31 protein-coding genes and 1 pseudogene are annotated in these 21,402 nt (G+C 70.0%); 29 read left to right on the forward strand and 3 right to left on the reverse strand.

Annotated features, from left to right (window positions below; translation table 11 throughout):
* Positions 1-3: 3 nt before the first annotated feature.
* From rplP to truA, 24 genes are all read left to right on the forward strand, one after another.
* Positions 4-423: a 50S ribosomal protein L16 gene (gene rplP, locus OIE51_RS17180; protein WP_326598592.1), complete on the forward strand. Its 420-nt coding sequence runs from the start codon at positions 4-6 to the stop codon at positions 421-423.
* Positions 423-668, forward strand: coding sequence for a 50S ribosomal protein L29 (gene rpmC, locus OIE51_RS17185; RefSeq protein ID WP_326598593.1), 246 nt, complete (start codon positions 423-425; stop codon positions 666-668). The genes rplP and rpmC overlap by 1 nt, the downstream gene beginning before the upstream one ends.
* Positions 668-949, forward strand: a complete 282-nt coding sequence (gene rpsQ, locus OIE51_RS17190) for a 30S ribosomal protein S17 (protein ID WP_059012874.1) — start codon at positions 668-670, stop codon at positions 947-949. Before rpmC ends, rpsQ begins: the two co-directional genes overlap by 1 nt.
* A gap of 3 nt (positions 950-952) precedes the next feature.
* Entirely contained in the window at positions 953-1,321 is a 369-nt protein-coding gene (rplN, locus tag OIE51_RS17195; protein WP_019433424.1) for a 50S ribosomal protein L14, read from the forward strand.
* A gap of 2 nt (positions 1,322-1,323) precedes the next feature.
* The gene (gene rplX, locus OIE51_RS17200; RefSeq protein WP_326598594.1) at positions 1,324-1,647 is read left to right on the forward strand and encodes a 50S ribosomal protein L24; all 324 of its coding nucleotides are present in this window, start codon (positions 1,324-1,326) and stop codon (positions 1,645-1,647) included.
* Positions 1,647-2,219, forward strand: coding sequence for a 50S ribosomal protein L5 (gene rplE, locus OIE51_RS17205; RefSeq protein ID WP_326598595.1), 573 nt, complete (start codon positions 1,647-1,649; stop codon positions 2,217-2,219). Before rplX ends, rplE begins: the two co-directional genes overlap by 1 nt.
* 2 nt (positions 2,220-2,221) lie before the next feature.
* Complete coding sequence (locus OIE51_RS17210) at positions 2,222-2,407, forward strand: type Z 30S ribosomal protein S14 (RefSeq protein WP_059013617.1); 186 nt, start codon at positions 2,222-2,224, stop codon at positions 2,405-2,407.
* An 80-nt stretch (positions 2,408-2,487) separates the two neighbouring features.
* Positions 2,488-2,886 carry a 30S ribosomal protein S8 gene (gene rpsH / locus OIE51_RS17215; protein WP_326598596.1) on the forward strand — a complete coding sequence of 133 codons (399 nt, stop codon included), beginning with the start codon at positions 2,488-2,490 and terminating at the stop codon, positions 2,884-2,886.
* Between the two features lie 22 nt (positions 2,887-2,908).
* Positions 2,909-3,448 carry a 50S ribosomal protein L6 gene (rplF, locus tag OIE51_RS17220; RefSeq protein ID WP_326598597.1) on the forward strand — a complete coding sequence of 180 codons (540 nt, stop codon included), beginning with the start codon at positions 2,909-2,911 and terminating at the stop codon, positions 3,446-3,448.
* Between the two features lie 2 nt (positions 3,449-3,450).
* The gene (gene rplR, locus OIE51_RS17225) at positions 3,451-3,834 is read left to right on the forward strand and encodes a 50S ribosomal protein L18 (RefSeq protein WP_326598598.1); all 384 of its coding nucleotides are present in this window, start codon (positions 3,451-3,453) and stop codon (positions 3,832-3,834) included.
* A gap of 37 nt (positions 3,835-3,871) precedes the next feature.
* On the forward strand, positions 3,872-4,474 hold the full coding sequence (rpsE, locus tag OIE51_RS17230) for a 30S ribosomal protein S5 (RefSeq protein ID WP_049567390.1): 603 nt from the start codon (positions 3,872-3,874) through the stop codon (positions 4,472-4,474).
* The gene (rpmD, locus tag OIE51_RS17235) at positions 4,474-4,656 is read left to right on the forward strand and encodes a 50S ribosomal protein L30 (RefSeq protein WP_326598599.1); all 183 of its coding nucleotides are present in this window, start codon (positions 4,474-4,476) and stop codon (positions 4,654-4,656) included. Before rpsE ends, rpmD begins: the two co-directional genes overlap by 1 nt.
* Before the next feature lies 1 nt (position 4,657).
* On the forward strand, positions 4,658-5,140 hold the full coding sequence (gene rplO / locus OIE51_RS17240) for a 50S ribosomal protein L15 (RefSeq protein WP_326598600.1): 483 nt from the start codon (positions 4,658-4,660) through the stop codon (positions 5,138-5,140).
* Between the two features lie 189 nt (positions 5,141-5,329).
* Positions 5,330-6,655, forward strand: a complete 1,326-nt coding sequence (gene secY, locus OIE51_RS17245; protein ID WP_326598601.1) for a preprotein translocase subunit SecY — start codon at positions 5,330-5,332, stop codon at positions 6,653-6,655.
* Positions 6,655-7,311 carry an adenylate kinase gene (locus OIE51_RS17250; protein WP_326598602.1) on the forward strand — a complete coding sequence of 219 codons (657 nt, stop codon included), beginning with the start codon at positions 6,655-6,657 and terminating at the stop codon, positions 7,309-7,311. The genes secY and OIE51_RS17250 overlap by 1 nt, the downstream gene beginning before the upstream one ends.
* A 25-nt stretch (positions 7,312-7,336) precedes the next feature.
* A complete protein-coding gene (gene map, locus OIE51_RS17255; RefSeq protein WP_326598603.1) occupies positions 7,337-8,173 on the forward strand; it encodes a type I methionyl aminopeptidase in 837 nt (278 codons plus the stop codon).
* A gap of 134 nt (positions 8,174-8,307) precedes the next feature.
* On the forward strand, positions 8,308-8,529 hold the full coding sequence (infA, locus tag OIE51_RS17260; RefSeq protein WP_003948620.1) for a translation initiation factor IF-1: 222 nt from the start codon (positions 8,308-8,310) through the stop codon (positions 8,527-8,529).
* Positions 8,530-8,572: 43 nt separating this feature from the next.
* Positions 8,573-8,686 carry a 50S ribosomal protein L36 gene (gene rpmJ / locus OIE51_RS17265; protein WP_049567412.1) on the forward strand — a complete coding sequence of 38 codons (114 nt, stop codon included), beginning with the start codon at positions 8,573-8,575 and terminating at the stop codon, positions 8,684-8,686.
* Between the two features lie 187 nt (positions 8,687-8,873).
* Positions 8,874-9,254: a 30S ribosomal protein S13 gene (gene rpsM / locus OIE51_RS17270; RefSeq protein WP_326598604.1), complete on the forward strand. Its 381-nt coding sequence runs from the start codon at positions 8,874-8,876 to the stop codon at positions 9,252-9,254.
* A gap of 64 nt (positions 9,255-9,318) precedes the next feature.
* On the forward strand, positions 9,319-9,723 hold the full coding sequence (rpsK, locus tag OIE51_RS17275) for a 30S ribosomal protein S11 (protein WP_059012899.1): 405 nt from the start codon (positions 9,319-9,321) through the stop codon (positions 9,721-9,723).
* Between the two features lie 28 nt (positions 9,724-9,751).
* The gene (gene rpsD, locus OIE51_RS17280) at positions 9,752-10,378 is read left to right on the forward strand and encodes a 30S ribosomal protein S4 (RefSeq protein WP_326598605.1); all 627 of its coding nucleotides are present in this window, start codon (positions 9,752-9,754) and stop codon (positions 10,376-10,378) included.
* Positions 10,379-10,500: 122 nt separating this feature from the next.
* A complete protein-coding gene (locus OIE51_RS17285; RefSeq protein ID WP_326600664.1) occupies positions 10,501-11,523 on the forward strand; it encodes a DNA-directed RNA polymerase subunit alpha in 1,023 nt (340 codons plus the stop codon).
* 192 nt (positions 11,524-11,715) lie between these two features.
* Positions 11,716-12,252, forward strand: a complete 537-nt coding sequence (gene rplQ / locus OIE51_RS17290) for a 50S ribosomal protein L17 (RefSeq protein ID WP_326598606.1) — start codon at positions 11,716-11,718, stop codon at positions 12,250-12,252.
* An 82-nt stretch (positions 12,253-12,334) separates the two neighbouring features.
* Positions 12,335-13,201 carry a tRNA pseudouridine(38-40) synthase TruA gene (gene truA / locus OIE51_RS17295; RefSeq protein ID WP_326598607.1) on the forward strand — a complete coding sequence of 289 codons (867 nt, stop codon included), beginning with the start codon at positions 12,335-12,337 and terminating at the stop codon, positions 13,199-13,201.
* A gap of 32 nt (positions 13,202-13,233) precedes the next feature.
* Here truA and OIE51_RS17300 read toward each other — a convergent pair whose 3' ends face one another.
* The gene (locus tag OIE51_RS17300; protein WP_326598608.1) at positions 13,234-14,118 is read right to left on the reverse strand and encodes a hypothetical protein; all 885 of its coding nucleotides are present in this window, start codon (positions 14,116-14,118) and stop codon (positions 13,234-13,236) included.
* Between the two features lie 571 nt (positions 14,119-14,689).
* On the opposite strand from OIE51_RS17300, the gene rplM reads away from it, so the two are divergent.
* The 3 genes from rplM to glmM all read left to right on the forward strand — a co-directional run bounded on the left by rplM (position 14,690) and on the right by glmM (position 17,163).
* Positions 14,690-15,133, forward strand: a complete 444-nt coding sequence (rplM, locus tag OIE51_RS17305; RefSeq protein WP_326598609.1) for a 50S ribosomal protein L13 — start codon at positions 14,690-14,692, stop codon at positions 15,131-15,133.
* A gap of 41 nt (positions 15,134-15,174) precedes the next feature.
* Entirely contained in the window at positions 15,175-15,684 is a 510-nt protein-coding gene (gene rpsI, locus OIE51_RS17310) for a 30S ribosomal protein S9 (RefSeq protein WP_442811946.1), read from the forward strand.
* A gap of 120 nt (positions 15,685-15,804) precedes the next feature.
* Positions 15,805-17,163 (forward strand): phosphoglucosamine mutase, encoded by a 1,359-nt coding sequence (gene glmM / locus OIE51_RS17315; RefSeq protein ID WP_326598610.1) that lies wholly within the window; start codon positions 15,805-15,807, stop codon positions 17,161-17,163.
* Positions 17,164-17,186: 23 nt separating this feature from the next.
* Here glmM and coaA read toward each other — a convergent pair whose 3' ends face one another.
* Entirely contained in the window at positions 17,187-18,122 is a 936-nt protein-coding gene (gene coaA, locus OIE51_RS17320) for a type I pantothenate kinase (RefSeq protein ID WP_326598611.1), read from the reverse strand.
* Between the two features lie 34 nt (positions 18,123-18,156).
* On the opposite strand from coaA, the pseudogene OIE51_RS17325 reads away from it, so the two are divergent.
* Positions 18,157-18,867: pseudogene (locus OIE51_RS17325) on the forward strand (glutamine--fructose-6-phosphate transaminase (isomerizing)); the annotation flags it as partial.
* Between the two features lie 14 nt (positions 18,868-18,881).
* Positions 18,882-19,250 carry a holo-ACP synthase gene (locus OIE51_RS17330; protein ID WP_326598612.1) on the forward strand — a complete coding sequence of 123 codons (369 nt, stop codon included), beginning with the start codon at positions 18,882-18,884 and terminating at the stop codon, positions 19,248-19,250.
* 676 nt (positions 19,251-19,926) lie between these two features.
* Here OIE51_RS17330 and OIE51_RS17335 read toward each other — a convergent pair.
* The gene (locus tag OIE51_RS17335; protein ID WP_326598613.1) at positions 19,927-21,372 is read right to left on the reverse strand and encodes an NAD(P)H-hydrate dehydratase; all 1,446 of its coding nucleotides are present in this window, start codon (positions 21,370-21,372) and stop codon (positions 19,927-19,929) included.
* Positions 21,373-21,402: the final 30 nt, after the last annotated feature.

Here is a 21,402-nt window from a genome sequence, read left to right on the forward strand (position 1 = left end):
ACCATGCTGATTCCTCGCAAGGTCAAGTACCGCAAGCAGCACCACCCGAAGCGCAAGGGTGCTGCCAAGGGCGGTACCGAGGTCGCCTTCGGTGAGTACGGCATCCAGGCCGTCACCGGTGCCTATGTGACGAACCGGCAGATCGAGGCCGCGCGTATCTCGATGACCCGGCACATCAAGCGTGGCGGCAAGGTGTGGATCAACATCTACCCGGACCGTCCGCTGACCAAGAAGCCCGCCGAGACCCGCATGGGTTCCGGCAAGGGCTCGCCGGAGTGGTGGATCGCGAACGTCAAGCCCGGGCGCGTGATGTTCGAGCTCTCCTACCCCAACGAGAAGATCGCTCGTGAGGCGCTCACCCGCGCCGCGCACAAGCTTCCGATGAAGTGCCGGATCGTCCGGCGCGAGGCAGGTGAGGCGTGATGGCAGCCGGTACCAAGGCAGCCGAGCTCCGGGAGCTGAACGACGAGGAGCTCGTCGTGAAGCTGCGCGAGGCGAAGGAGGAGCTGTTCCGGCTCCGCTTCCAGGCGGCGACCGGCCAGCTCGAGAACAACACCCGGCTCAGGGCCGTTCGCAAGGACATCGCCCGGATCTACACCCTGATGCGTGAGCGCGAGCTCGGCATCGAGTCGGTGGAGCCCGTCGCCGAGGCGGTGGAGAACGCCTGATGAGTGAGAAGACTGTGACTGAGACGACTGAGCGCGGCCGACGGAAGACCCGTGAGGGTCTGGTCGTCAGCGACAAGATGGACAAGACCGTCGTTGTCGCTGTCGAGGACCGGGTCAAGCATGCCCTGTACGGCAAGATCATCCGCCGCACGAGCAAGCTCAAGGCCCACGACGAGCAGAACGTCGCCGGTATCGGTGACCGCGTTCTTCTGATGGAGACCCGTCCGCTGTCCGCGACCAAGCGCTGGCGCGTCGTGGAGATTCTGGAGAAGGCGAAGTAACCAATGATCCAGCAGGAGTCGCGACTGCGCGTCGCCGACAACACGGGTGCCAAGGAGATCCTGTGCATCCGCGTTCTCGGTGGATCCGGGCGCCGCTACGCGGGCATCGGTGACGTCATCGTGGCCACCGTCAAGGACGCGATCCCCGGTGGCAACGTGAAGAAGGGCGATGTCGTCAAGGCCGTCATCGTGCGCGCCGTGAAGGAGCGCCGGCGGCCGGACGGCTCGTACATCCGCTTCGACGAGAACGCCGCCGTCATCCTCAAGAACGACGGCGACCCCCGTGGCACCCGTATTTTCGGCCCGGTGGGCCGTGAGCTGCGCGAGAAGAAGTTCATGAAGATCATCTCGCTCGCGCCGGAGGTGCTGTGAGCATGAAGATCAAGAAGGGCGACCTGGTCCAGGTCATCACCGGTAAGGACAAGGGCAAGCAGGGCAAGGTCATCGTGGCCTTCCCCCGCGAGGACCGGGTCCTGGTCGAGGGTGTCAACCGGGTCAAGAAGCACACGAAGGCCGGCGCGACCGCTCGCGGATCCAAGACCGGTGGCATCATCACGACCGAGGCCCCCATCCACGTGAGCAACGTCGCGCTGGTGGTGGAGAAGGACGGCAAGAAGGTCACCACCCGCATCGGCCACCGCTTCGACGAGGACGGCAACAAGATCCGCGTCGCACGCCGGACCGGTGAGGACATCTGATGACCACTGCCACTGCCACTGCCACCGCCACGCCGCGTCTGAAGACGCGGTACCGCGAAGAGATCATCGGCAAGCTGCGTGACGAGTACCAGTACCCGAACATCATGCAGGTGCCGGGCCTGACCAAGATCGTGGTCAACATGGGTGTGGGCGACGCCGCCCGCGACTCCAAGCTGATGGAGGGCGCCGTGCGCGACCTCGCCACGATCACCGGCCAGAAGCCGACCGTGACCAAGGCCCGCAAGTCCATCGCGCAGTTCAAGCTGCGCGAGGGGCAGCCGATCGGCGCGCACGTGACGCTGCGCGGCGACCGGATGTGGGAGTTCCTCGACCGGCTGCTGTCGCTGGCGCTGCCGCGCATCCGCGACTTCCGCGGCCTGTCCCCCAAGCAGTTCGACGGGCGGGGGAACTACACGTTCGGTCTCACGGAGCAGGTCATGTTCCACGAGATCGACCCCGACCGCATCGACCGGGTGCGGGGCATGGACATCACCGTGGTCACCACGGCCACGACCGACGACGAGGGGCGCAGCCTGCTGAAGCTCCTCGGATTCCCCTTCAAGGAGGCGTGACCGTGGCGAAGAAGGCTCTGATCGCCAAGGCCAGCCGCAAGCCGAAGTTCGCCGTGCGTGGCTACACGCGCTGCCAGCGTTGCGGCCGGCCGCACTCCGTGTACCGCAAGTTCGGCCTGTGCCGTGTGTGCCTCCGTGAGATGGCGCACCGCGGCGAGCTGCCGGGCGTCACCAAGAGCTCCTGGTAACACCGACTACGCCGTAGGTCCCGCGTGTGTGGAGTACACGCCACGAGGAAACCCCGGCGAGAGAGGCCCAAGGCCGTTTTATGACCATGACCGACCCGATCGCAGACATGCTGACCCGTCTGCGGAACGCGAACTCGGCATACCACGACGCCGTCGTGATGCCGCACAGCAAGATCAAGTCGCACATCGCGGAGATTCTCCAGCAGGAGGGTTACATCACCGGCTGGAAGACCGAGGAAGCCCAGGTGGGCAAGTCCCTCGTTCTGGAGCTGAAGTACGGCCCCAACCGCGAGCGCTCGATCGCCGGCATCAAGCGGATCTCGAAGCCGGGCCTGAGGGTGTACGCGAAGTCCACCGGTCTGCCGAAGGTGCTCGGCGGCCTGGGCGTGGCGATCATCTCCACGTCCCACGGGCTGCTCACCGACAAGCAGGCACAGAAGAAAGGCGTGGGTGGGGAAGTCCTCGCCTACGTCTGGTGACGGAAGGGAACGGAGGAGAGCCATGTCGCGTATTGGCAAGCAGCCGATCCAGATTCCCGCCGGTGTGGACGTCACCATCGAGGGGCGCACGGTCGAGGTGAAGGGCCCCAAGGGCGCCCTGTCGCACACCGTCGTGGCGCCGATCGAGGTGGTCCGGGGCGAGGACGGCGCCATTCTGGTGAGCCGTCCCAACGACGAGAACCGCAACCGTGCGCTGCACGGTCTGTCGCGCACGCTGGTGGCCAACATGATCACCGGTGTGACCCAGGGCTACATCAAGAAGCTTGAGATCAGCGGTGTCGGTTACCGCGTCCAGGCCAAGGGTGCCAACCTCGAGTTCTCGCTGGGCTACAGCCACCCGATTCTCGTCGAGCCCCCCGAGGGCATCGCGTTCAAGGTCGAGAACCCGACCCGGTTCAGCGTCGAGGGGATCGACAAGCAGAAGGTCGGCGAGGTCGCGGCCAACATCCGCAAGCTGCGGAAGCCCGACCCGTACAAGGCCAAGGGCGTGAAGTACGAGGGCGAAGTCATCCGCCGCAAGGTCGGAAAGGCTGGTAAGTAGCCATGGCATACGGCATCAAGATCGCCAAGGGCGACGCGCGGAAGCGGGTGGCGACCAAGCGCCGCCACGTGCGTATCCGCAAGAAGATCGCCGGCACGGCCGCGCGGCCGCGTCTGGTGGTGACCCGCTCCAACCGCCACATGGTGGCGCAGGTCGTGGACGACACCGTCGGGCACACGCTCGCCTCTGCCTCGTCTCTCGACGTGTCCATCCGGGGTGTCGAGGGCGACAAGAGCGACAAGGCCAAGCAGGTCGGCGCGCTGGTCGCCGAGCGGGCCAAGGCCGCCGGTGTCGAGGCCGTGGTCTTCGACCGCGGCGGTAACAGGTACGCCGGGCGCGTCGCCGCGCTTGCGGACGCCGCCCGTGAGGCGGGGCTCAAATTCTGAGCCGGTCCCGTCGACTGAATCGAGAGAGGTAATTCCCATGGCTGGACCACAGCGCCGCGGTGGCGGTGCGGGTGGCGGCGAGCGGCGGGACCGTAAGGGCCGGGACGGCGGCGCCGCCGCCGAGAAGACCGCCTACGTCGAGCGTGTCGTCGCGATCAACCGCGTCGCCAAGGTAGTGAAGGGTGGTCGTCGCTTCAGCTTCACCGCGCTGGTCGTGGTGGGCGACGGTGACGGCACCGTCGGTGTCGGCTACGGCAAGGCCAAGGAGGTGCCGGCCGCCATCGCCAAGGGTGTTGAGGAGGCCAAGAAGCACTTCTTCAAGGTCCCCCGGATCCAGGGCACCATCCCGCACCCGTTCCAGGGTGAGGAAGCCGCGGGTGTCGTGCTGCTCAAGCCGGCCTCGCCGGGTACCGGCGTGATCGCCGGCGGCCCGGTGCGCGCCGTGCTGGAGTGCGCGGGCATCCACGACGTGCTGAGCAAGTCGCTCGGCTCGTCCAACCCGATCAACATCGTGCACGCCACGGTGGCCGCTCTGAAGGGCCTTCAGCGCCCCGAGGAGATCGCCGCCCGTCGCGGCCTTCCGCTGGAGGACGTCGCTCCCGCCGCTCTGCTGCGGGCGCGCGCCGGGGTGGGTGCGTGATGGCACGGCTGAAGATCACTCAGGTCAAGTCCCGTATCGGGAGCAAGCAGAACCACCGGGAGACGCTGCGCTCGCTCGGGCTGCGGCGTATCAACGACGTGGTCCTCAAGGACGACCGGCCGGAGATCCGCGGCATGGCCAACACCGTGCGGCATCTGGTGTCGGTCGAGGAGGTGGACTGAGATGGCGGACCTCGCCAAGAAGGAGAGCGCCGAGCGTGGCGGTCCCCTGAAGCTCCACGACCTCCGGCCCGCGCCGGGCGCCAAGAAGGCCAAGATCCGGGTGGGTCGTGGTGAGGCGTCCAAGGGCAAGACCGCGGGTCGCGGCACCAAGGGCACCAAGGCCCGGTACCAGGTCAAGGCCGGCTTCGAGGGCGGTCAGCTCCCGCTGATCCAGCGGCTGCCGAAGCTCAAGGGCTTCCGCAACCCGGCCCACAAGCAGTACCAGGTCGTCAACCTGGAGCGTCTCGCCGCCCTCTACCCGGAGGGTGGTGAGGTGACCGTCGAGGACCTGGTCGCCAAGGGCGCGGTGCGCAAGAACGAGCTCGTGAAGGTGCTCGGCTCCGGCGACATCTCGGTGGCGCTGACGGTGACGGTGGATGCCGTCTCCGGCTCGGCCAAGGAGAAGATCACCGCGGCCGGCGGCTCGGTCACCGACCGTTCCTGAGTCGGTGGGCGCACGGCTGAAAAGGTAAGTCTGACCGGGGATGTCCACGCATGGGCGTCCCCGGTCAGTCGTTCCGGCCCGGGACCCGCGCCGGTAAGGTGGCGTCCGTTGTCGTCACCAGATCTGTCATATCCGTTGGACTTAAGACCGAACCCTCTCGCGCTCACCGCGGGGGGCGCAGGAGGAGCCGTGCTCACCGCGTTCGCCCGGGCGTTTCAGACGCCCGACCTGCGTAAGAAGCTGGTCTTCACACTCGGTATCGTCGTGCTGTTCCGGCTCGGCCAGCACGTCCCGGTGCCGGGGGTCAGCTTTCAGAACGTCGATCAGTGTGTGAAGGAGGCCGACGCCCTCGGAGGGGGCTCGGGTCTGTTCGGTCTGGTGAACATGTTCAGCGGCGGGGCGCTGCTGCAGCTCACCGTATTCGCGCTGGGCATCATGCCGTACATCACCGCGAGCATCATCCTTCAGTTGCTCGTGGTCGTGATCCCCCGGCTGGAAGCCCTCAAGAAGGAGGGGCAGGCCGGCCAGGCGAAGATCACCCAGTACACGCGCTACCTGACGATGGCTCTGGCCGTCCTCCAGGCGACGGGTCTGGTGGCCACCGCCCGCAGTGGCACCCTCTTCCCCCAGTGCACAGTGCGCAACGAGATCATCCCGGACGACTCCGTCTTCACGACGATGGTCATGGTGATTGCTCTCACATCTGCCACCGCACTCATCATGTGGATGGGTGAACTGATTACCGACAGGGGTATCGGTAACGGCATGTCCATGCTGATGTTCGTCTCCATCGCCGCCGGGTTCCCGGCTTCGCTGTGGCAGATCAAGCAGCAGGGCAGCCTGGCCGACGGCTGGATCGAATTCGGCACCGTCGTCGCCTGCGGTCTCGCCATGGTCGGGCTGGTGGTCTTCGTCGAGCTGGCGCAGCGGCGCATCCCCGTGCAGTACGCGAAGCGGATGATCGGGCGCCGTTCCTACGGCGGCACTTCGACGTACATCCCGCTCAAGGTGAATCAGGCGGGTGTGATTCCTGTCATCTTCGCGTCCTCGCTGCTCTACATTCCGCAGCTCCTCGTGCAGTTCGCCGGCAGTGATTCGGGCGGCTGGACGGACTGGGTGCAGCGGTATTTCACGGGCGGTGACCACCCGTACTACATCACTACATACTTCCTTCTCATCGTCTTCTTCGCCTTCTTCTACGTCGCCATCACCTTCAACCCCGAAGACGTAGCCGAAAACATGAAGAAGTATGGTGGGTTCATCCCGGGCATCCGGGCGGGCCGGCCCACGGTCGAGTACCTGAGCTATGTGCTGAACCGCATCACATGGCCCGGGGCGCTCTATCTGGGTCTGATCGCCTTGGTGCCTACCGTGGCGCTGGTGATGTTCAACGCACAGGGGGACTTCCCATTCGGTGGGACATCCATTCTGATCATCGTGGGTGTCGGCCTGGAGACGGTGCGGCAGATTGAGAGTCAGCTCCACCAGCGCAATTACGAAGGGTTCCTACGCTGATGCGAATCGTCCTCGTCGGACCGCCGGGCGCGGGTAAGGGCACGCAGGCCGCGTTGCTCGCCGAGCGCCTCGCCATTCCACACATCTCTACCGGCGATCTCTTCCGGGCCAACATCAGTCAGGGCACAGAGCTCGGCCGCAAGGTCGAGTCCATCCTGCGCGAAGGCGGACTCGTACCGGATGAGATCACCGTGGCGATGGCCGCGGACCGGCTCGCCCAGCCGGACGCCGGGGACGGTTTCCTGCTCGACGGCTTCCCCCGCAACATCTCCCAGGCGAAGGCCCTGGACGGGATGCTGGTGGAAGCCGGCCACAAGCTGGACGCGGTGCTGGACCTGGAGGTCCCCGAGGACGAGGTGGTCAAGCGCATCGCCGGCCGCCGCACCTGTCGCAAGGACAGCAGCCACGCCTTCCACTCGACGTACCGGCCGCCGTTGAAGGATGGTGTCTGCGACGTCTGCGACGGTGAGCTCTACCAGCGCGAGGACGACCGCGAGGACACCGTCCGCAAGCGGCTCTCGGTCTACCACCAGGAGACCGAGCCGATCATCGACTACTACCGTGCGCAGGGCCTGGTCTCCACGATCCCGGCCCTCGCCCCGGTCTCCGAAGTGACCCAGCGGGCTCTGGACGCCCTGCCGGAACGCGCCGCCTGAACCTGGCGCCCGAGAGGAATCACCCATGGTGGAAATCAAGACCTCCGAGCAGATCGCGAAAATGCGCGCGGCCGGTCTTGTCGTTGCCGAGATACACCGCCGCTGCGCCGAGGCGGCGGTGCCCGGGACCTCCACCAAGGATCTGGACGACATCGCCGCGCAGGTGCTGGCCGAACGGGGCGCCAAGCCGAACTTCCTCGGCTACGGCGGCTTCCCGGCCAGCATCTGCACGTCGGTGAACGACGTCGTGGTGCACGGCATCCCGGACCGGGAGACCGTGCTCAAGGCGGGCGACCTGATCTCGATCGACGCCGGCGCCATCGTCGACGGGTGGCACGCGGACGCGGCGCTCACCGTCTTCGTGGGCGAGGGCCACGCACCGCAGCTCCACGAGCTGAGCCGGGTCACCGAGGAATCGCTGTGGGCCGGTATCGCCGCGATGCGCAAGGGCAACCGGCTGGTGGACATCTCCAAGGCCATCGAGAGCTACATCCGCCGCCAGCCCCTGCCGCCGTCCGGCAAGTACGGCATCGTCGAGAACTATGGCGGCCACGGCATCGGCAGCGAGATGCACATGGACCCGCACCTGCTGAACTACGTGGACCGCGGACGCGGGCGCGGACCGCGCCTGGTGCCCGGATTCTGCCTGGCGATCGAGCCGATGCTCTCGTTGGGCACCCCGAAGACGCACGTGCTGGCCGACGAGTGGACCGTGAAGACGAACGACGGCACCTGGGCCGCGCACTGGGAGCACTCGGTGGCGCTGACCGAGGAGGGGCCGCTCGTGCTCACGGCGGTGGACGGCGGCCGGGCGAAGCTCGCCGAGCTCGGCGTGACAGCCGCACCCGATCCGTTGGCTTAACGATCTTCTTCGGTGGGAAAGATCACGGATTCGTCTTTTCGAATGGGGTGCCGTAGACTGGCTAGTCGGTCCTGGTGCACCCGTCTGCCCAGGGCCATCCAGGTAGCCGATCCCGGAAGGTGAAGCGCTCAAGCATGGCCAAAAAACAAGGGGCCATCGAGATCGAGGGCACCGTCGTCGAGTCTCTGCCGAACGCGATGTTCAAGGTGGAGCTTCAGAACGGGCACCAGGTTCTCGCGCACATCAGCGGCAAGATGCGGATGCACTACATCCGTATCCTGCCCGACGACCGGGTCGTGGTGGAGCTCTCTCCCTACGACCTGACGCGCGGGCGGATCGTCTACCGCTACAAGTAGCACCACGTAGACACAGCAGATCAAGACCCGGAGATCCTCACTTATGAAGGTCAGGCCGAGCGTCAAGAAGATCTGCGACAAGTGCAAGGTGATCCGTCGCCACGGGCGCGTCATGGTCATCTGCGAGAACCTGCGCCACAAGCAGCGCCAGGGCTGACCGCACCGTACTTTTCGCAGCCGCTTCCCGCGACGCACGCGACAACAGCACATACGCAGTCACCCGACCCCTCGCGCAGCGCGGGGACGACACCCCCGGTCGGAGGCCGGGGACCCGGTCCGATTTTCGGGCAGCCGGGAACGGTGCTGCGGCAGACCTCCGACGACACCACCAGGAGTCCCACCACATGGCACGCCTCGCAGGCGTTGACCTCCCGCGCGAAAAGCGCGTCGAGGTCGCTCTCACCTATGTCTTCGGCATCGGACGCACCCTTGCCAAAGAGACACTCGCCAACACCGGGGTGAACCCGGACACGCGCGTGCGGGATCTGGCCGAGGAAGACCTCGTCAAGCTCCGCGAGTACGTGGACAACAACTTCCGCACCGAGGGTGACCTCCGTCGCGAGATCCAGGCGGACATCCGCCGCAAGGTCGAGATCCAGTGCTACGAGGGCATTCGTCACCGTCGTGGCCTGCCCGTCCACGGCCAGCGGACCAAGACCAACGCCCGCACCCGCAAGGGACCGCGTCGCGCGATCGCCGGCAAGAAGAAGCCGGGCAAGAAGTAGTCCGACCGGACGCCGAAAGCGGTCCGGCAGCAGGACCGACCACCTCCACGGGAGTTAACACCACATGCCTCCAAAGGGCCGTTCCGCCGGCGCCAAGAAAGTGCGCCGCAAGGAAAAGAAGAACGTCGCTCACGGGCACGCCCACATCAAGAGCACGTTCAACAACACCATCGTCTCGATCACCGACCCGACCGGCAACGTGATCTCCTGGGCCTCCGCCGGCCACGTCGGCTTCAAGGGCTCCCGGAAGTCCACCCCCTTCGCCGCCCAGATGGCCGCGGAGAACGCCGCTCGCCGCGCGCAGGAGCACGGGATGCGCAAGGTCGACGTCTTCGTCAAGGGTCCCGGCTCCGGCCGTGAGACCGCGATCCGTTCCCTTCAGGCCACCGGCCTGGAGGTGGGTTCGATCCAGGACGTCACCCCGACCCCGCACAACGGCTGCCGCCCGCCGAAGCGCCGCCGCGTCTGACCAGGTGAAGTAGGAGACTGAGAGAACTATGGCGCGTTACACCGGGGCCGACTGCAAGCGTTGCCGTCGGGAGAAGCAGAAGCTCTTCCTCAAGGGAGCCAAGTGCGAAAGCGCTAAGTGCCCGATCGAGATCCGTCCTTACCCCCCGGGTGAGCACGGACGCGGGCGCACCAAGGACAGCGAGTACCTGCTGCAGAAGCGCGAGAAGCAGAAGTGCGCGCGCATCTACGGCATCCTGGAGAAGCAGTTCCGGGGGTACTACAACGAGGCGAACCGTCAGTCGGGCAAGACGGGTGAGAACCTGCTCCGCATTCTGGAGTCCCGTCTCGACAACGTGGTGTACCGGGCCGGCTTCGCCAAGTCCCGCGACCACGCCCGTCAGCTCGTCCGGCACGGCCACATCACGGTCAACGGCCGGAAGACGGACATCCCCTCGGCGCGTGTCTCGCCGAACGACATCATCGAGGTCCGCGAGTCCTCCCGCACCCTGACCCCCTTCCAGGTGGCGCAGGCGGAGGCCGGGGACAAGACCGTTCCCGCGTGGCTGGAGTCCATCCCGTCGCGGCTGCGGATCCTCGTCCACTCGCTGCCCGAGCGCCAGGTGATCGACACCCAGGTGCAGGAGCAGCTGATCGTCGAGCTCTACTCGAAGTAGGCGAGCCCGATACTCCGGTATGGGTGGAGCCGTGTGATATGCGCGGCTCCACCCGTACCCTTGCCGTACACATCGTCTGGCTCGGCATCAAATAGTGGGTGCCGAAGACTGGAGTCATCACCATGCTGATCGCTCAGCGTCCCTCCCTGACCGAAGAGGTCGTCGACGAGTTCCGCTCGCGGTTCGTGATCGAGCCGCTGGAGCCGGGCTTCGGCTACACCCTCGGCAACTCACTGCGGCGCACGCTGCTCTCCTCCATCCCCGGCGCGGCCGTCACCAGCATCCGTGTCGACGGCGTGCTGCACGAGTTCACCACCGTGCCGGGCGTCAAGGAGGACGTCACCGACCTGATCCTCAACATCAAGCAGCTCGTCGTCTCCTCCGAGCACGACGAGCCCGTGGTGATGTACCTGCGCAAGCAGGGCCCGGGTCTGGTCACCGCCGCGGACATCGCTCCGCCGGCCGGTGTCGAGGTGCACAACCCCGACCTGGTGCTCGCGACCCTGAACAACAAGGGGAAGCTGGAGATGGAGCTGACCGTCGAGCGCGGTCGCGGCTACGTCTCCGCGGTGCAGAACAAGGCCGCCGGCCAGGAGATCGGCCGCATCCCGGTGGACTCCATCTACAGCCCCGTGCTGAAGGTGACCTACAAGGTCGAGGCCACCCGTGTCGAGCAGCGCACCGACTTCGACAAGCTGATCGTCGACGTCGAGACCAAGGAGGCCATGCGTCCGCGCGACGCGATGGCGTCGGCCGGCAAGACGCTGGTCGAGCTGTTCGGCCTGGCGCGTGAGCTGAACGTCGACGCCGAGGGCATCGACATGGGTCCGTCCCCGACGGACGCCGCGCTCGCCGCCGACCTGGCGCTGCCGATCGAGGAGCTGGAGCTGACCGTCCGCTCCTACAACTGCCTCAAGCGCGAGGGCATCCACTCGGTGGGCGAGCTGGTGGCCCGTTCCGAGGCGGACCTGCTCGACATCCGGAACTTCGGCGCGAAGTCGATCGACGAGGTCAAGGCGAAGCTGGCCGGCATGGGCCTGGCCCTGAAGGACAGCCCGCCCGGATTCGACCCGACCACCGCCGTCGACGCCTTCGGCGCGGAGGACGACGGCGACACGGGCTTCGCGGAGACCGAGCAGTACTGACCTCCCCCGGCGGGCCTTCCGGCCCGCCCCGGGGGACCGGCACCGGTACCTGATACGGCCGGTGCGATCGCCTCCGGCGGAGCCGGACCACGGTCCGGCGCCGCGGGCGGCGTTACGTCCGGGGACCGCCCCGGACGTCGACGCTGACACCGGTACCTCATACGGCCGGTGCAGACACGACAGGAGAGAGCAATGCCGACGCCCACGAAGGGCCGCAGGCTGGGTGGCAGCCCCGCCCACGAGCGTCTGATTCTGGCGAACCTCGCCACCGCGCTGTTCGAGCACGGCCGCATCAAGACCACCGAGGCCAAGGCCCGGCGGCTGCGTCCGGTCGCGGAGCGGCTGATCACCAAGGCGAAGAAGGGCGACCTGCACAACCGTCGCCAGGTGATGCAGACCATCCGTGACAAGAGCGTGGTGCACACGCTGTTCACGGAGATCGGGCCGAAGTTCGCCAACCGTCCCGGTGGCTACACCCGGATCACCAAGGTCGGCCCGCGTCGTGGCGACAACGCCCCGATGGCGGTCATCGAGCTGGTGGAGGCCCTCACCGTGCAGCAGGAGGCCGTCGGCGAGGCCGAGGCCGCCACGAAGCGCTCGGTGAAGGAGTCCGAGGCGGCCACGCAGGCCGAGACCACCGAGGCGACTGAGGTCACCGAGGGCACCGAGGCCGCGGAGGGCACCGAGGCCGCGGAGTCGAAGGACGAGCAGGCCGAGAAGGACGCCTGATCCGTTCGTTCCGTCCGCTGGGCCTGTTCCCCGTCGCGGGGACAGGCCCAGCGGCGTTCCGTCGTGCAGCAGAGAGGTCCGCATGAGCGACGACCGCGACCGCGTTCCGCCCGGCCTGGTCCGGGTGCGCCTCGACCTGTCCTACGACGGGCGGGGCTTCTCCGGCTGGGCGCGGCAGGAGGGGCGGCGCACGGTCCAGGAGGAGGTCGAGGAGGCGCTGCGGGTGGTGACCCGCTCGCGCGCCGAGCGGTACGAGCTGACCGTGGCCGGCCGCACGGACGCGGGCGTGCACGCGCGGGGTCAGGTGGCCCACGTGGACCTGCCCGAGGCGGTCTGGGCCGAGCAGCACGACCGGCTGGTGCGCAGGCTGGCCGGGCGGCTCCCGCAGGACGTGCGGGTGTGGCGGGTGGTGCGGGCGCCGGAGCACTTCAACGCGCGGTTCTCGGCGATCTGGCGGCGCTACGCCTACCGTGTGAGCGACCACCCCGGCGGGGTCGACCCGCTGCTGCGCGGGCACGTGCTGTGGCACAACTGGCCGCTGGACGTGGCGGCGATGAACGAGGCGTCGCGACTGCTGCTGGGCGAGCACGACTTCGCGGCGTTCTGCAAGCGGCGCGAGGGCGCGACCACGATCCGGGCGCTGCGGGCGCTGCGCTGGGTGCGGCGGCCGGACGGGATCGTCGAGGGCACGGTGGAGGCCGACGCCTTCTGCCACAACATGGTGCGTTCGCTGGTCGGCGCGCTGCTGTTCGTGGGCGACGGGCACCGGCCGCCGGACTGGCCGGCGAAGGTGCTGGCGGCCGGTGTGCGGGACTCCGCGGTGCACGTCGTCAGGCCGCACGGCCTGACCCTGGAGGAGGTCGCCTACCCCCCGGCCCAGGCCCTGGCGGCCCGCAACGCGGAGGCCCGCGGCGTCCGCACGCTGGGCGGCGTGGAGACCGAGGGCTAGGTGTCGTCCGGGAAGGTTGGTGACGCGGGCCGTCAGCCGCCCTGGCTGCGCCGGCGTTCCTCGACGATCGCGCTGGCGGAGGCCGATGCCTGGGCCTCGCCGCGCTGGATGATGCTGGCGAACGCGTGGTCGTTGCCGTCCCGGGCGGCCTGCTGGGCCGGGGTGCCGTCGCCGCTGTCGGGCGTGCCGTCGCTGTTGCCCGCGATGGTGAAGTAGGTGTAGCGGCCGACCTGGTTGCTCGTGGTGCGACAGCCGCCCCGCTGGCAGAACGAGGGCGCGTCGCCGCCGGTCAGCGCGAGCAGGTACTTCCCGGCGCCGCCGGCCTCCTCGCGGGCCGCCAGCGCGTTCTCCTCGGAGGCGAACTGGGCGACGCCCACGGTCACCGCGACGCCGTCCCCGGTGTAGGTGGCGCGCAGCAGGGTGGTGCAGCCGTGCTCGGCGAGGGCCGTGCCGAGGTCGGGGCTGGTCGCCCCGGCGCAGTCGGTGGCGGCCTCGGTGGCGGCCCTGGTGTAGGTCCGGCCGTCTATCTCCATGCTGTCGCCCGCGTAGAACGTGTCGGGCTCGAAGGGCGCGAGGTCCTTGTCGGCGTCGGAGATGAACTCGCGCGGCTCCGGCAGGGGCGGGAGCGTCGTCTCCTGGAAGGTGGGCTCGGAGTCGTCGCTGCCGGAGGGCAGGTCGGAGGGGTCGGGGAGGGTGGCGGACGGGCTGTCCGAGGCGTCCGTGTCGTCGTCGCCGCTCTGGTTGACGATGGCGAGCGCGACCAGGGTGCCGATGGCCACGGCTGCGAACGCGGAGCCGCCGATCAGCACCAGCCGTCGCCGTCCGCGCCGCCGTTCGGCGTCGGCGGCGAGCGCGTCCCAGTCCGGTGTGTTCGATCCCCCGGGGACCCACGCGGGTCCCCCCTGCCCGTAACTCATGGGCGAAGCTTAATGGTGCGCTCCGCGCGCCGGCCGCCAGGTCCGGTCCGCGCGCGGAGCAGTGGTTCGCCGCCAGCCGATGCGCTGGTAGCCGCCGAAGCCCGTGCCGGCCGGGTCCTGACCACCGCGCCGGTCGCGGGGATGATCGTGACCAGGTCGAGGGGCGAGCGCCCGAGTCCAGGACCCGTGCGGGAATCTGTGGACGGATCAACGCGTCATTCCGCTCCCTCCCCTTGTACGGGGCTCCCCGTAGAGGCTCACGCGAGCTCCAGGAGGCGAAGTGTCCGCGCGCCAGTTCGAGTCGGAGTAGGGTGACGGGAAAGTACCCCCGGCGGTGCCGCGCGGCGGGCGGGCCGGACTCGTTTTGACCGGGCCCGCGCCGGAGCGGTACTCTGCCTGGTCGATAATGCGTATGGCTTGCTCGATCTCACGTGAGGGGCCTTGCGCCGGTCCACCAGGACGGTTGCCAGCGGTCGCGACCCGGTTGCGTCACCGGAGTGCGACCATTTCTGCCGTGATCGTCGGGTGACCTTGTCAGAGTCTCACCACTGAAGAAGCGAAGGCTACGACCGTGCGTACGTACAGCCCCAAGCCCGGCGACATCCAGCGTCAATGGCACGTCATCGACGCTGCCGATGTCGTCCTGGGCCGACTGGCCGCCCAGGCCGCCACCCTTCTGCGGGGCAAGCACAAGCCGGTGTACGCGCCGCACGTTGACACCGGTGACTTCGTCATCATCGTCAACGCCGACAAGGTGCACCTGTCCGGCAACAAGCGAACCCAGAAGTTGGCCTACCGCCACTCCGGATACCCGGGCGGTCTGCGGTCCGTCCGATACGAGGACCTGCTGAAGAACAACCCCGAGAAGGCCGTCGAGAAGGCGGTCAAGGGCATGCTGCCGAAGAACACCCTCGGCCGTCAGATGTTCTCCAAGCTGAAGGTCTACGCGGGCTCCGAGCACCCGCACGCCGCGCAGCAGCCGGTGCCGTTCGAGATCACCCAGGTCGCGCAGTAGTCCCGGCCACACAGAAGACGAAAGAGAATCTGAGGAGAATCGTGGCCGAGCCCACCCCCGAGACCCTTGACACCGAGGTCCCCGAGGTCGAGGAGTACACGACCGAGAGCGCGCCCGAGGAATTCGCCGACACCGAGACGGTCGCGGCACGCTTCGGCGACCCGCTGCCCGGCGCCGGTACCGGCCGCCGGAAGAACGCGATCGCCCGTGTGCGGATCGTTCCCGGCAGCGGCAAGTGGAAGATCAACGGTCGCCCCCTGGAGGGCTACTTCCCCAACAAGGTGCACCAGCAGTCCGTGAACGAGCCCTTCAAGGTGCTCGAGCTCGACGAGCGCTACGACGTCGTCGCCCGCATCTCCGGTGGCGGCATCTCGGGCCAGGCGGGCGCGCTGCGCCTGGGCGTGGCCCGCGCGCTCAACGAGGCGGACGTGGACAACAACCGCGCCCCCCTGAAGAAGGCCGGCTTCCTCACCCGTGACGCCCGTGCGGTGGAGCGGAAGAAGGCCGGTCTGAAGAAGGCCCGTAAGGGGACGCAGTACAGCAAGCGCTAATCGTCTTTCCGGTCAACGCCCCGACAGCGGATCCATGCTGTCGGGGCGTTCCCTTTATAGGGTGAACGCCGCATAGGGTTAACGCATGAGCCGCTTCGTGTGACATTCGGAGGAAATACAGTGGGACGACTCTTCGGCACGGACGGCGTGCGCGGCGTCGCCAACGCGGATCTCACGGCCGAGATGGCGCTGGGTCTGTCGGTCGCGGCGGCGAGCGTGCTCGTCACCGCGGGGGGCTCGCCCGGACCGCGACCGCTCGCGGTCGTCGGGCGCGATCCGCGGGCGTCCGGGGAGTTCCTGGAGGCGGCCGTGGTGGCGGGACTGGCCAGCGCGGGCGTGGACGTCCTGCGGGTGGGCGTGCTGCCGACGCCGGCGGTGGCGTTCCTCACCGGCTCGCTCGGCGCCGACTTCGGCGTGATGCTTTCGGCCAGCCACAACCCCATGCCGGACAATGGCGTCAAGTTCTTCGCGGCGGGTGGCCACAAGCTGGCCGACGATCTGGAGAACCGCATCGAGGCCGTCTACTGGGAGCACGCGGCCGGCCAGCCGTGGGAGCGCCCGGTGGGCGCGGGCGTCGGCCGGGTCACCGAGCACTCGAAGGGTTTCGACGCCTATGTCGCGCACCTCGTGCGCGTGCTGCCGAACCGGCTGGACGGCGTGAAGGTCGTCATCGACGCGGCGCACGGCGCGGCGTCGCGGGTGGCGCCGGAGGCGTTCGCGCGGGCCGGCGCGGAGGTCGTCACGATCGGTGCCGAGCCCGACGGGCTCAACATCAACGACGGCTACGGCTCCACCCACCTCGACGTGCTGTGCGCCGCCGTCTCCGCGCACGGCGCGGACCTGGGCATCGCGGTGGACGGCGACGCGGACCGCTGCCTGGCCGCCGACGCGGCGGGCACCCCGGTGGACGGCGACCAGATCCTCGCCGTGCTGGGCGTGGCCATGCGGGACGCGGGCACCCTGCGGCACGACACGGTCGTGGCCACGGTCATGTCGAACCTCGGGTTCACGCTGGCGATGGAGCGCGAGGGCCTGCGGCTGCGACAGACGGCGGTCGGGGACCGCTACGTGCTGGAGGAGATGAAGCGCGGCGGCTTCTCGCTGGGCGGCGAGCAGTCCGGGCACGTGATCGTGCTGGACCACGCGACGACGGGCGACGGCACGCTCACCGGCCTGCTGCTGGCCGCGCGCGTCGCGGCGACCGGCCGCCCGCTGGGCGAGCTGGCGACGGTGATGGAACGGCTGCCGCAGGTGCTGATCAACGTCCGGGATGTGGACCGCTCCCGGGTCGCGGAGTGCCGCGAGCTGGCCGAGGCGGTGGCCGAGGCCGAGCGCCAGCTCGGCGAGACGGGCCGCGTGCTGCTGCGGCCCTCGGGGACGGAGCCGCTGGTGCGCGTGATGGTCGAGGCGGCCGACGCCGCTCAGGCCCGCGCGGTGGCGGCGGGCCTGGCCGATGTGGTGAAGTCCGCGCTGGGGTGACGGCCGAGGGCTGAGGCCGGGGGTCAGAGCTTGCGCAGGCGCAGTCTGCGGACCTTGTGGTCGAAGCCCTTCTGAAGGACCAGCGTGGCCCGGGAGCGGGTCGGGGCTATGTTCTCGCGGAGGTTCGGCTCGTTGATGGCGCGCCAGTTGTTCCGCGCGTACTCCATCGCCTCCGCCTCCGAGACCTCGGCGTACTTGCGGAAGTACGACGCCCGGTCCTGGAACGCCGTCTCCCGCAGCTTCCGGAACCGGTCCAGGTACCAGCCGCCGATGTCCTCCGTCCTGGCGTCCACGTACACCGAGAAGTCGAAGTAGTCGGCCAGCCCCACCCGTCCCATCTGGGTGGGCTGGAGGACGTTCAGGCCCTCCAGGATCAGGATGTCCGGGCGGCGCACGGTCAGCCGTTCGCCCGGCAGGATGTCGTAGGTGAGGTGCGAGTACACCGGCGCGCTCACCTCCTCCTTGCCCGCCTTGACGTCCGCCACGAACCGCGTCAGCGCGCGCCGGTCGTACGACTCGGGGAAGCCCTTGCGCGTCATCAGCCCGCGCCGCACCAGCTCGGCGTTGGGCAGCAGGAAGCCGTCCGTGGTGACCAGCTCCACCCTCGGGTGCTCCGGCCAGCGCGCCAGCAGGGCCCGCAGCAGACGGGCCACCGTGGACTTGCCCACCGCCACGCTGCCCGCGACGCCGATGACGAATGGGGTCGTGGGCTGGGCGCCGCCCAGGAAGGTGCTGACGGCGGCGCGCAGGCCCTCCGTCGCGCCGACGTACAGGTTGAGCAGCCGGGACAGCGGCAGGTAGACGTCCACGACCTCGGTCAGGTCAATGACGTCACCGAGGCCGCGCAGGCGTTCGACCTCATCGGCGGTCAGCGGAAGGGGCGTGCGCTCGCGCAGCGCGCTCCACTCCGCTCGGCTGAGGTCGACGAACGGAGTCTGCTGCTGGAGCGAGGTTGTCACGCGCCCATTGTCCAGGCCCGGCTAGTCTGCCCGCATGTGCGGGATGGTCGGTTACACAGGGACGGGCTCGGCCCTCGACGTGGTCCTCGCCGGCCTGGGCCGGATCGAGCGGCCCGGCTACGACTCGTCGGGCGTCGCGGTGCTCGCCGACGGCGGCCTCGCGTCGGCGAGGACGGCCGGGGAACTGCCCGCGTTGCGCCGCGTTCTGGACCGCCGTCCGCTGCCCACCGGCGGCAGCGCGATCGGGCATCTGCGGCGCGCCACGCACGGCGCGCCCACGGACGGGAACGCGCACCCGCAGCTCGACAACGCCGGCCGGGTCGCGGTGGTGCACGACGGCCGGATCGACAATCACGCCGAGCTGCGCGCCGAACTGGCCGCCCGGGGGCACGCGCTCGCCTCGGACACCGACACCGAGGTGGTCGCGCACCTGCTGGCCGAGGCGTTCTCCTCGTGCGCCGACCTGGCGGAGGCGATGCGGCAGGTGTGCCGGTCGCTGCGGGGCGGGTACGCGCTGCTGGCCGTGCACGCCGACGAGCCGGACACGGTGGTCGGCGCGTGCCGGGAGCTGCCGCTGGCGCTGGGGCTCGGGGACGGTGAGTCGTTCCTCGCCTCGCACCCGGCGGCCTTCGACGGCCGGGCGACGCGCGAGGTGGTGGAGCTGCGGACCGACGGGGGCGACCAGGTGGTCGTGCTGCGCCGGGAGGCGGACGAGGTGCGGTACGAGGTCACCGACGCCGACGGGGACGTGGTGCGCGCGTGATCGTGGGGGTGGGGATCGACGTGGCGGAGATCGACCGGTTCGCGCGGTCGTTGGAACGGACGCCCGAGCTGGCCGACCGGCTGTTCGTGTCGGCCGAGCTGTGGCTGCCCAGCGGCGAACGGCGCGGCGTCGCGTCGCTGGCGGCCCGCTTCGCGGCGAAGGAGGCCCTGGCCAAGGCTCTGGGCGCGCCCCCGGGCCTGCGCTGGACGGACGCCGAGGTGATCCAGTCCCACAGCGGTCGTCCCCGCCTGGAGGTCCGCGGCACGGTGGCCGCCCGCGCGGCCGACCTCGGCGTACGGACGTGGCACCTGTCCCTGAGCCACGACGCGGGAATCGCCTCAGCGGTGGTCATCGCCGAGGGCTGAGCCACCCCGAACGCCCGGGCGCGCGTGCGCGGTTCGCCCCGGGCCACGGGTGTCGCCCCGCGACGCCGCGGAACGGCCGCGCCGGGCCGTGTCGGCCGGGACCGGGATGCGGCGACGTCGTCTCACCGAGATGGTCGAGAGGGTGGTGCGGGCTCGCACGGCTGCTCCTGGCGTGTGGAACTCGCGTCTGTCGCTCGGCGACGGTGTGGGGCGGCCGGGTGGGGCGGCCGTGCCGGGTGAGCGGCTGTGCCGGGCCGGACCGGGACGCGCCGCGGAGGGCCGGGCGGCGGACCCCGACGCCGTGTCCCGGAGATGTCCGCCCAGCCCGCGCGACCGGTCGTGGCGCGGGTCCGGCGTCTGGCGTCGGTCGCCGCCGCGATGACGTGGGGTGTTGAGGGGTGACGAGCCGAGGGGTGACGAGGCGGCCGGTGCGCCGGTTCGGGGCTTGTCACGTCGCGACGCCGCGGAGCGGCCGTGTGGGGCGGTGTCGGCGGACCGGGACGCGCGTCGGCGGGCCTTGGCGCGGGTGTCCTCGCGTCGGTCGCTTCGCGAAGCCCCGGATCGGACGGCCCGTTCGAGTGGCGGGGTGGAGTCTCGCCGGGAGGCGTGGTCTCGGTGCCCCCGTCGGCACGGGGGACAGGGCACGGCCGCGCCGCGTCGTCGTGCGTCCGTCGTGCTACAGCAGTCGGGCCCACACCTCGGGCAGTGCTTCCACCACCGTCGAGGCCATGGCGGGGGGCGGGGCCAGATGGGCGGCCTCGCCGTGGAGGTAGGCGGCGGTCGAGGCCGCGTCCATGGGCGGGAGGCCCGCCGCGAGCAGGGCGCCGGTCAGGCCGGAGAGGACGTCGCCGCTGCCCGCCGTGGCCAGCCAGGGGGTGCCGGTCGGGTTGACGCGGACCGGGCCGCCGCCGGGGGCGGCGATCAGGGTCGTGGAGCCCTTGAGGAGGACGGTGGCGCCGTACCGTTCGGCCAGCGCGCGGACCGAGGCGAGCCGGGACTCCTCGACGCGCCGCCGTTCGGTGCCCAGCAGCGCCGCGGCCTCCCCGGCGTGCGGTGTGAGCAGCGTCGGCGCCGGGCGGGCGCGCACCTGCTCCGGGTCGAGCAGGCGCAGGCCGTCCGCGTCCACCAGCACCGGGACCCCGGCGGCCAGCACGTCCGCGACCGCCGCCCGCGCCTCGGGGCCGTCGCCCAGGCCGGGGCCGACGACCCACGCCTGCACCCGGCCGGCCTTGTGCGGCGGGCCGCCGGACACCAGCGTCTCCGGATACCGGGCCAGGACCATCGTGTCGGCGGGGGCCTGCCCCACGTAACGGACGGCCCCCGCGCCGCCGCGCAGCGCGCCGCCCACGGCGAGGACCGCGGCGCCCGGGTAACGGGCCGAGCCGGCCGCCACCCCGACCACCCCGCGCCGGTACTTGTCGGACTCGGCCGCCGGGCGTGGCAGCAGCGCGGACACGTCGGCGTCCTCCAGGGCCGCCACGTCGGGCTCGGCCGGCAGCTCGGGGCCGATCCCGATGTCGACCAGCCGCACCTCGCCCGCGTACTCGCGCGCCGGGTCGATCAGCAGACCGGGCTTGTGCGTGCCGAACGTCACCGTCAGCGCCGCCCGTACCGCCGGGCCGGCCACCTCGCCCGTGTCCGCGTCCACGCCGCTGGGCAGGTCCACCGCCACCACCGGCACGCCGCGCTCCGCCGCCAGCCGGGCCGGCTCCCCGGCCTCCGGGCGCAGGCCGCCGCGACCGCCGATGCCGGTGATGCCGTCCACCACCAGGCGGGCCCGCGCGATGGCGCGTTCCGCGTCGGCCGGCCCCACCACGCGCCCGCCCGCCGCCCGCAGCGCGGCCAGACCGCCCGGGTGAGCCCGTCCAGGGCTGACCGTCACCGCCGTGACCGCGACGCCGCGCCGCGCGAGCCGTGCACCGGCGTAGAGGGCGTCGCCGCCGTTGTCGCCGCTGCCGACCAGCAGCACCACGCGCGCCCCGTACCGGCGCCGGCCGAGCAGCTCGGCGCAGGCCGCCGCCAGCCCGGCCGCGGCCCGGGCCATCAGCGCGCCCTCGGGCAGCCGGGCCATCAGCGCCCGCTCGGCGGCCCGGACGGTCTCCACTCGGTAAGCAGTCCTCATGCCACAAGTCTGGCCCGTTCGCCGCGGGTC

This window comes from Streptomyces sp. NBC_01803 (assembly GCF_035917415.1).
GTDB lineage: Bacteria > Actinomycetota > Actinomycetes > Streptomycetales > Streptomycetaceae > Streptomyces.

Coding starts and splice junctions, on each gene's coding strand:
- rplP (WP_326598592.1), top strand. CDS start 4: ATGCTGATTCCTCGCAAGGTCAAGTACCGCAAGCAGCACCACCCGAAG.
- rpmC (WP_326598593.1), top strand. CDS start 423: ATGGCAGCCGGTACCAAGGCAGCCGAGCTCCGGGAGCTGAACGACGAG.
- rpsQ (WP_059012874.1), top strand. CDS start 668: ATGAGTGAGAAGACTGTGACTGAGACGACTGAGCGCGGCCGACGGAAG.
- rplN (WP_019433424.1), top strand. CDS start 953: ATGATCCAGCAGGAGTCGCGACTGCGCGTCGCCGACAACACGGGTGCC.
- rplX (WP_326598594.1), top strand. CDS start 1,324: ATGAAGATCAAGAAGGGCGACCTGGTCCAGGTCATCACCGGTAAGGAC.
- rplE (WP_326598595.1), top strand. CDS start 1,647: ATGACCACTGCCACTGCCACTGCCACCGCCACGCCGCGTCTGAAGACG.
- rpsH (WP_326598596.1), top strand. CDS start 2,488: ATGACCATGACCGACCCGATCGCAGACATGCTGACCCGTCTGCGGAAC.
- rplF (WP_326598597.1), top strand. CDS start 2,909: ATGTCGCGTATTGGCAAGCAGCCGATCCAGATTCCCGCCGGTGTGGAC.
- rplR (WP_326598598.1), top strand. CDS start 3,451: ATGGCATACGGCATCAAGATCGCCAAGGGCGACGCGCGGAAGCGGGTG.
- rpsE (WP_049567390.1), top strand. CDS start 3,872: ATGGCTGGACCACAGCGCCGCGGTGGCGGTGCGGGTGGCGGCGAGCGG.
- rpmD (WP_326598599.1), top strand. CDS start 4,474: ATGGCACGGCTGAAGATCACTCAGGTCAAGTCCCGTATCGGGAGCAAG.
- rplO (WP_326598600.1), top strand. CDS start 4,658: ATGGCGGACCTCGCCAAGAAGGAGAGCGCCGAGCGTGGCGGTCCCCTG.
- OIE51_RS17250 (WP_326598602.1), top strand. CDS start 6,655: ATGCGAATCGTCCTCGTCGGACCGCCGGGCGCGGGTAAGGGCACGCAG.
- map (WP_326598603.1), top strand. CDS start 7,337: ATGGTGGAAATCAAGACCTCCGAGCAGATCGCGAAAATGCGCGCGGCC.
- infA (WP_003948620.1), top strand. CDS start 8,308: ATGGCCAAAAAACAAGGGGCCATCGAGATCGAGGGCACCGTCGTCGAG.
- rpmJ (WP_049567412.1), top strand. CDS start 8,573: ATGAAGGTCAGGCCGAGCGTCAAGAAGATCTGCGACAAGTGCAAGGTG.
- rpsM (WP_326598604.1), top strand. CDS start 8,874: ATGGCACGCCTCGCAGGCGTTGACCTCCCGCGCGAAAAGCGCGTCGAG.
- rpsK (WP_059012899.1), top strand. CDS start 9,319: ATGCCTCCAAAGGGCCGTTCCGCCGGCGCCAAGAAAGTGCGCCGCAAG.
- rpsD (WP_326598605.1), top strand. CDS start 9,752: ATGGCGCGTTACACCGGGGCCGACTGCAAGCGTTGCCGTCGGGAGAAG.
- OIE51_RS17285 (WP_326600664.1), top strand. CDS start 10,501: ATGCTGATCGCTCAGCGTCCCTCCCTGACCGAAGAGGTCGTCGACGAG.
- rplQ (WP_326598606.1), top strand. CDS start 11,716: ATGCCGACGCCCACGAAGGGCCGCAGGCTGGGTGGCAGCCCCGCCCAC.
- truA (WP_326598607.1), top strand. CDS start 12,335: ATGAGCGACGACCGCGACCGCGTTCCGCCCGGCCTGGTCCGGGTGCGC.
- OIE51_RS17300 (WP_326598608.1), bottom strand. CDS start 14,118: ATGAGTTACGGGCAGGGGGGACCCGCGTGGGTCCCCGGGGGATCGAAC.
- OIE51_RS17335 (WP_326598613.1), bottom strand. CDS start 21,372: ATGAGGACTGCTTACCGAGTGGAGACCGTCCGGGCCGCCGAGCGGGCG.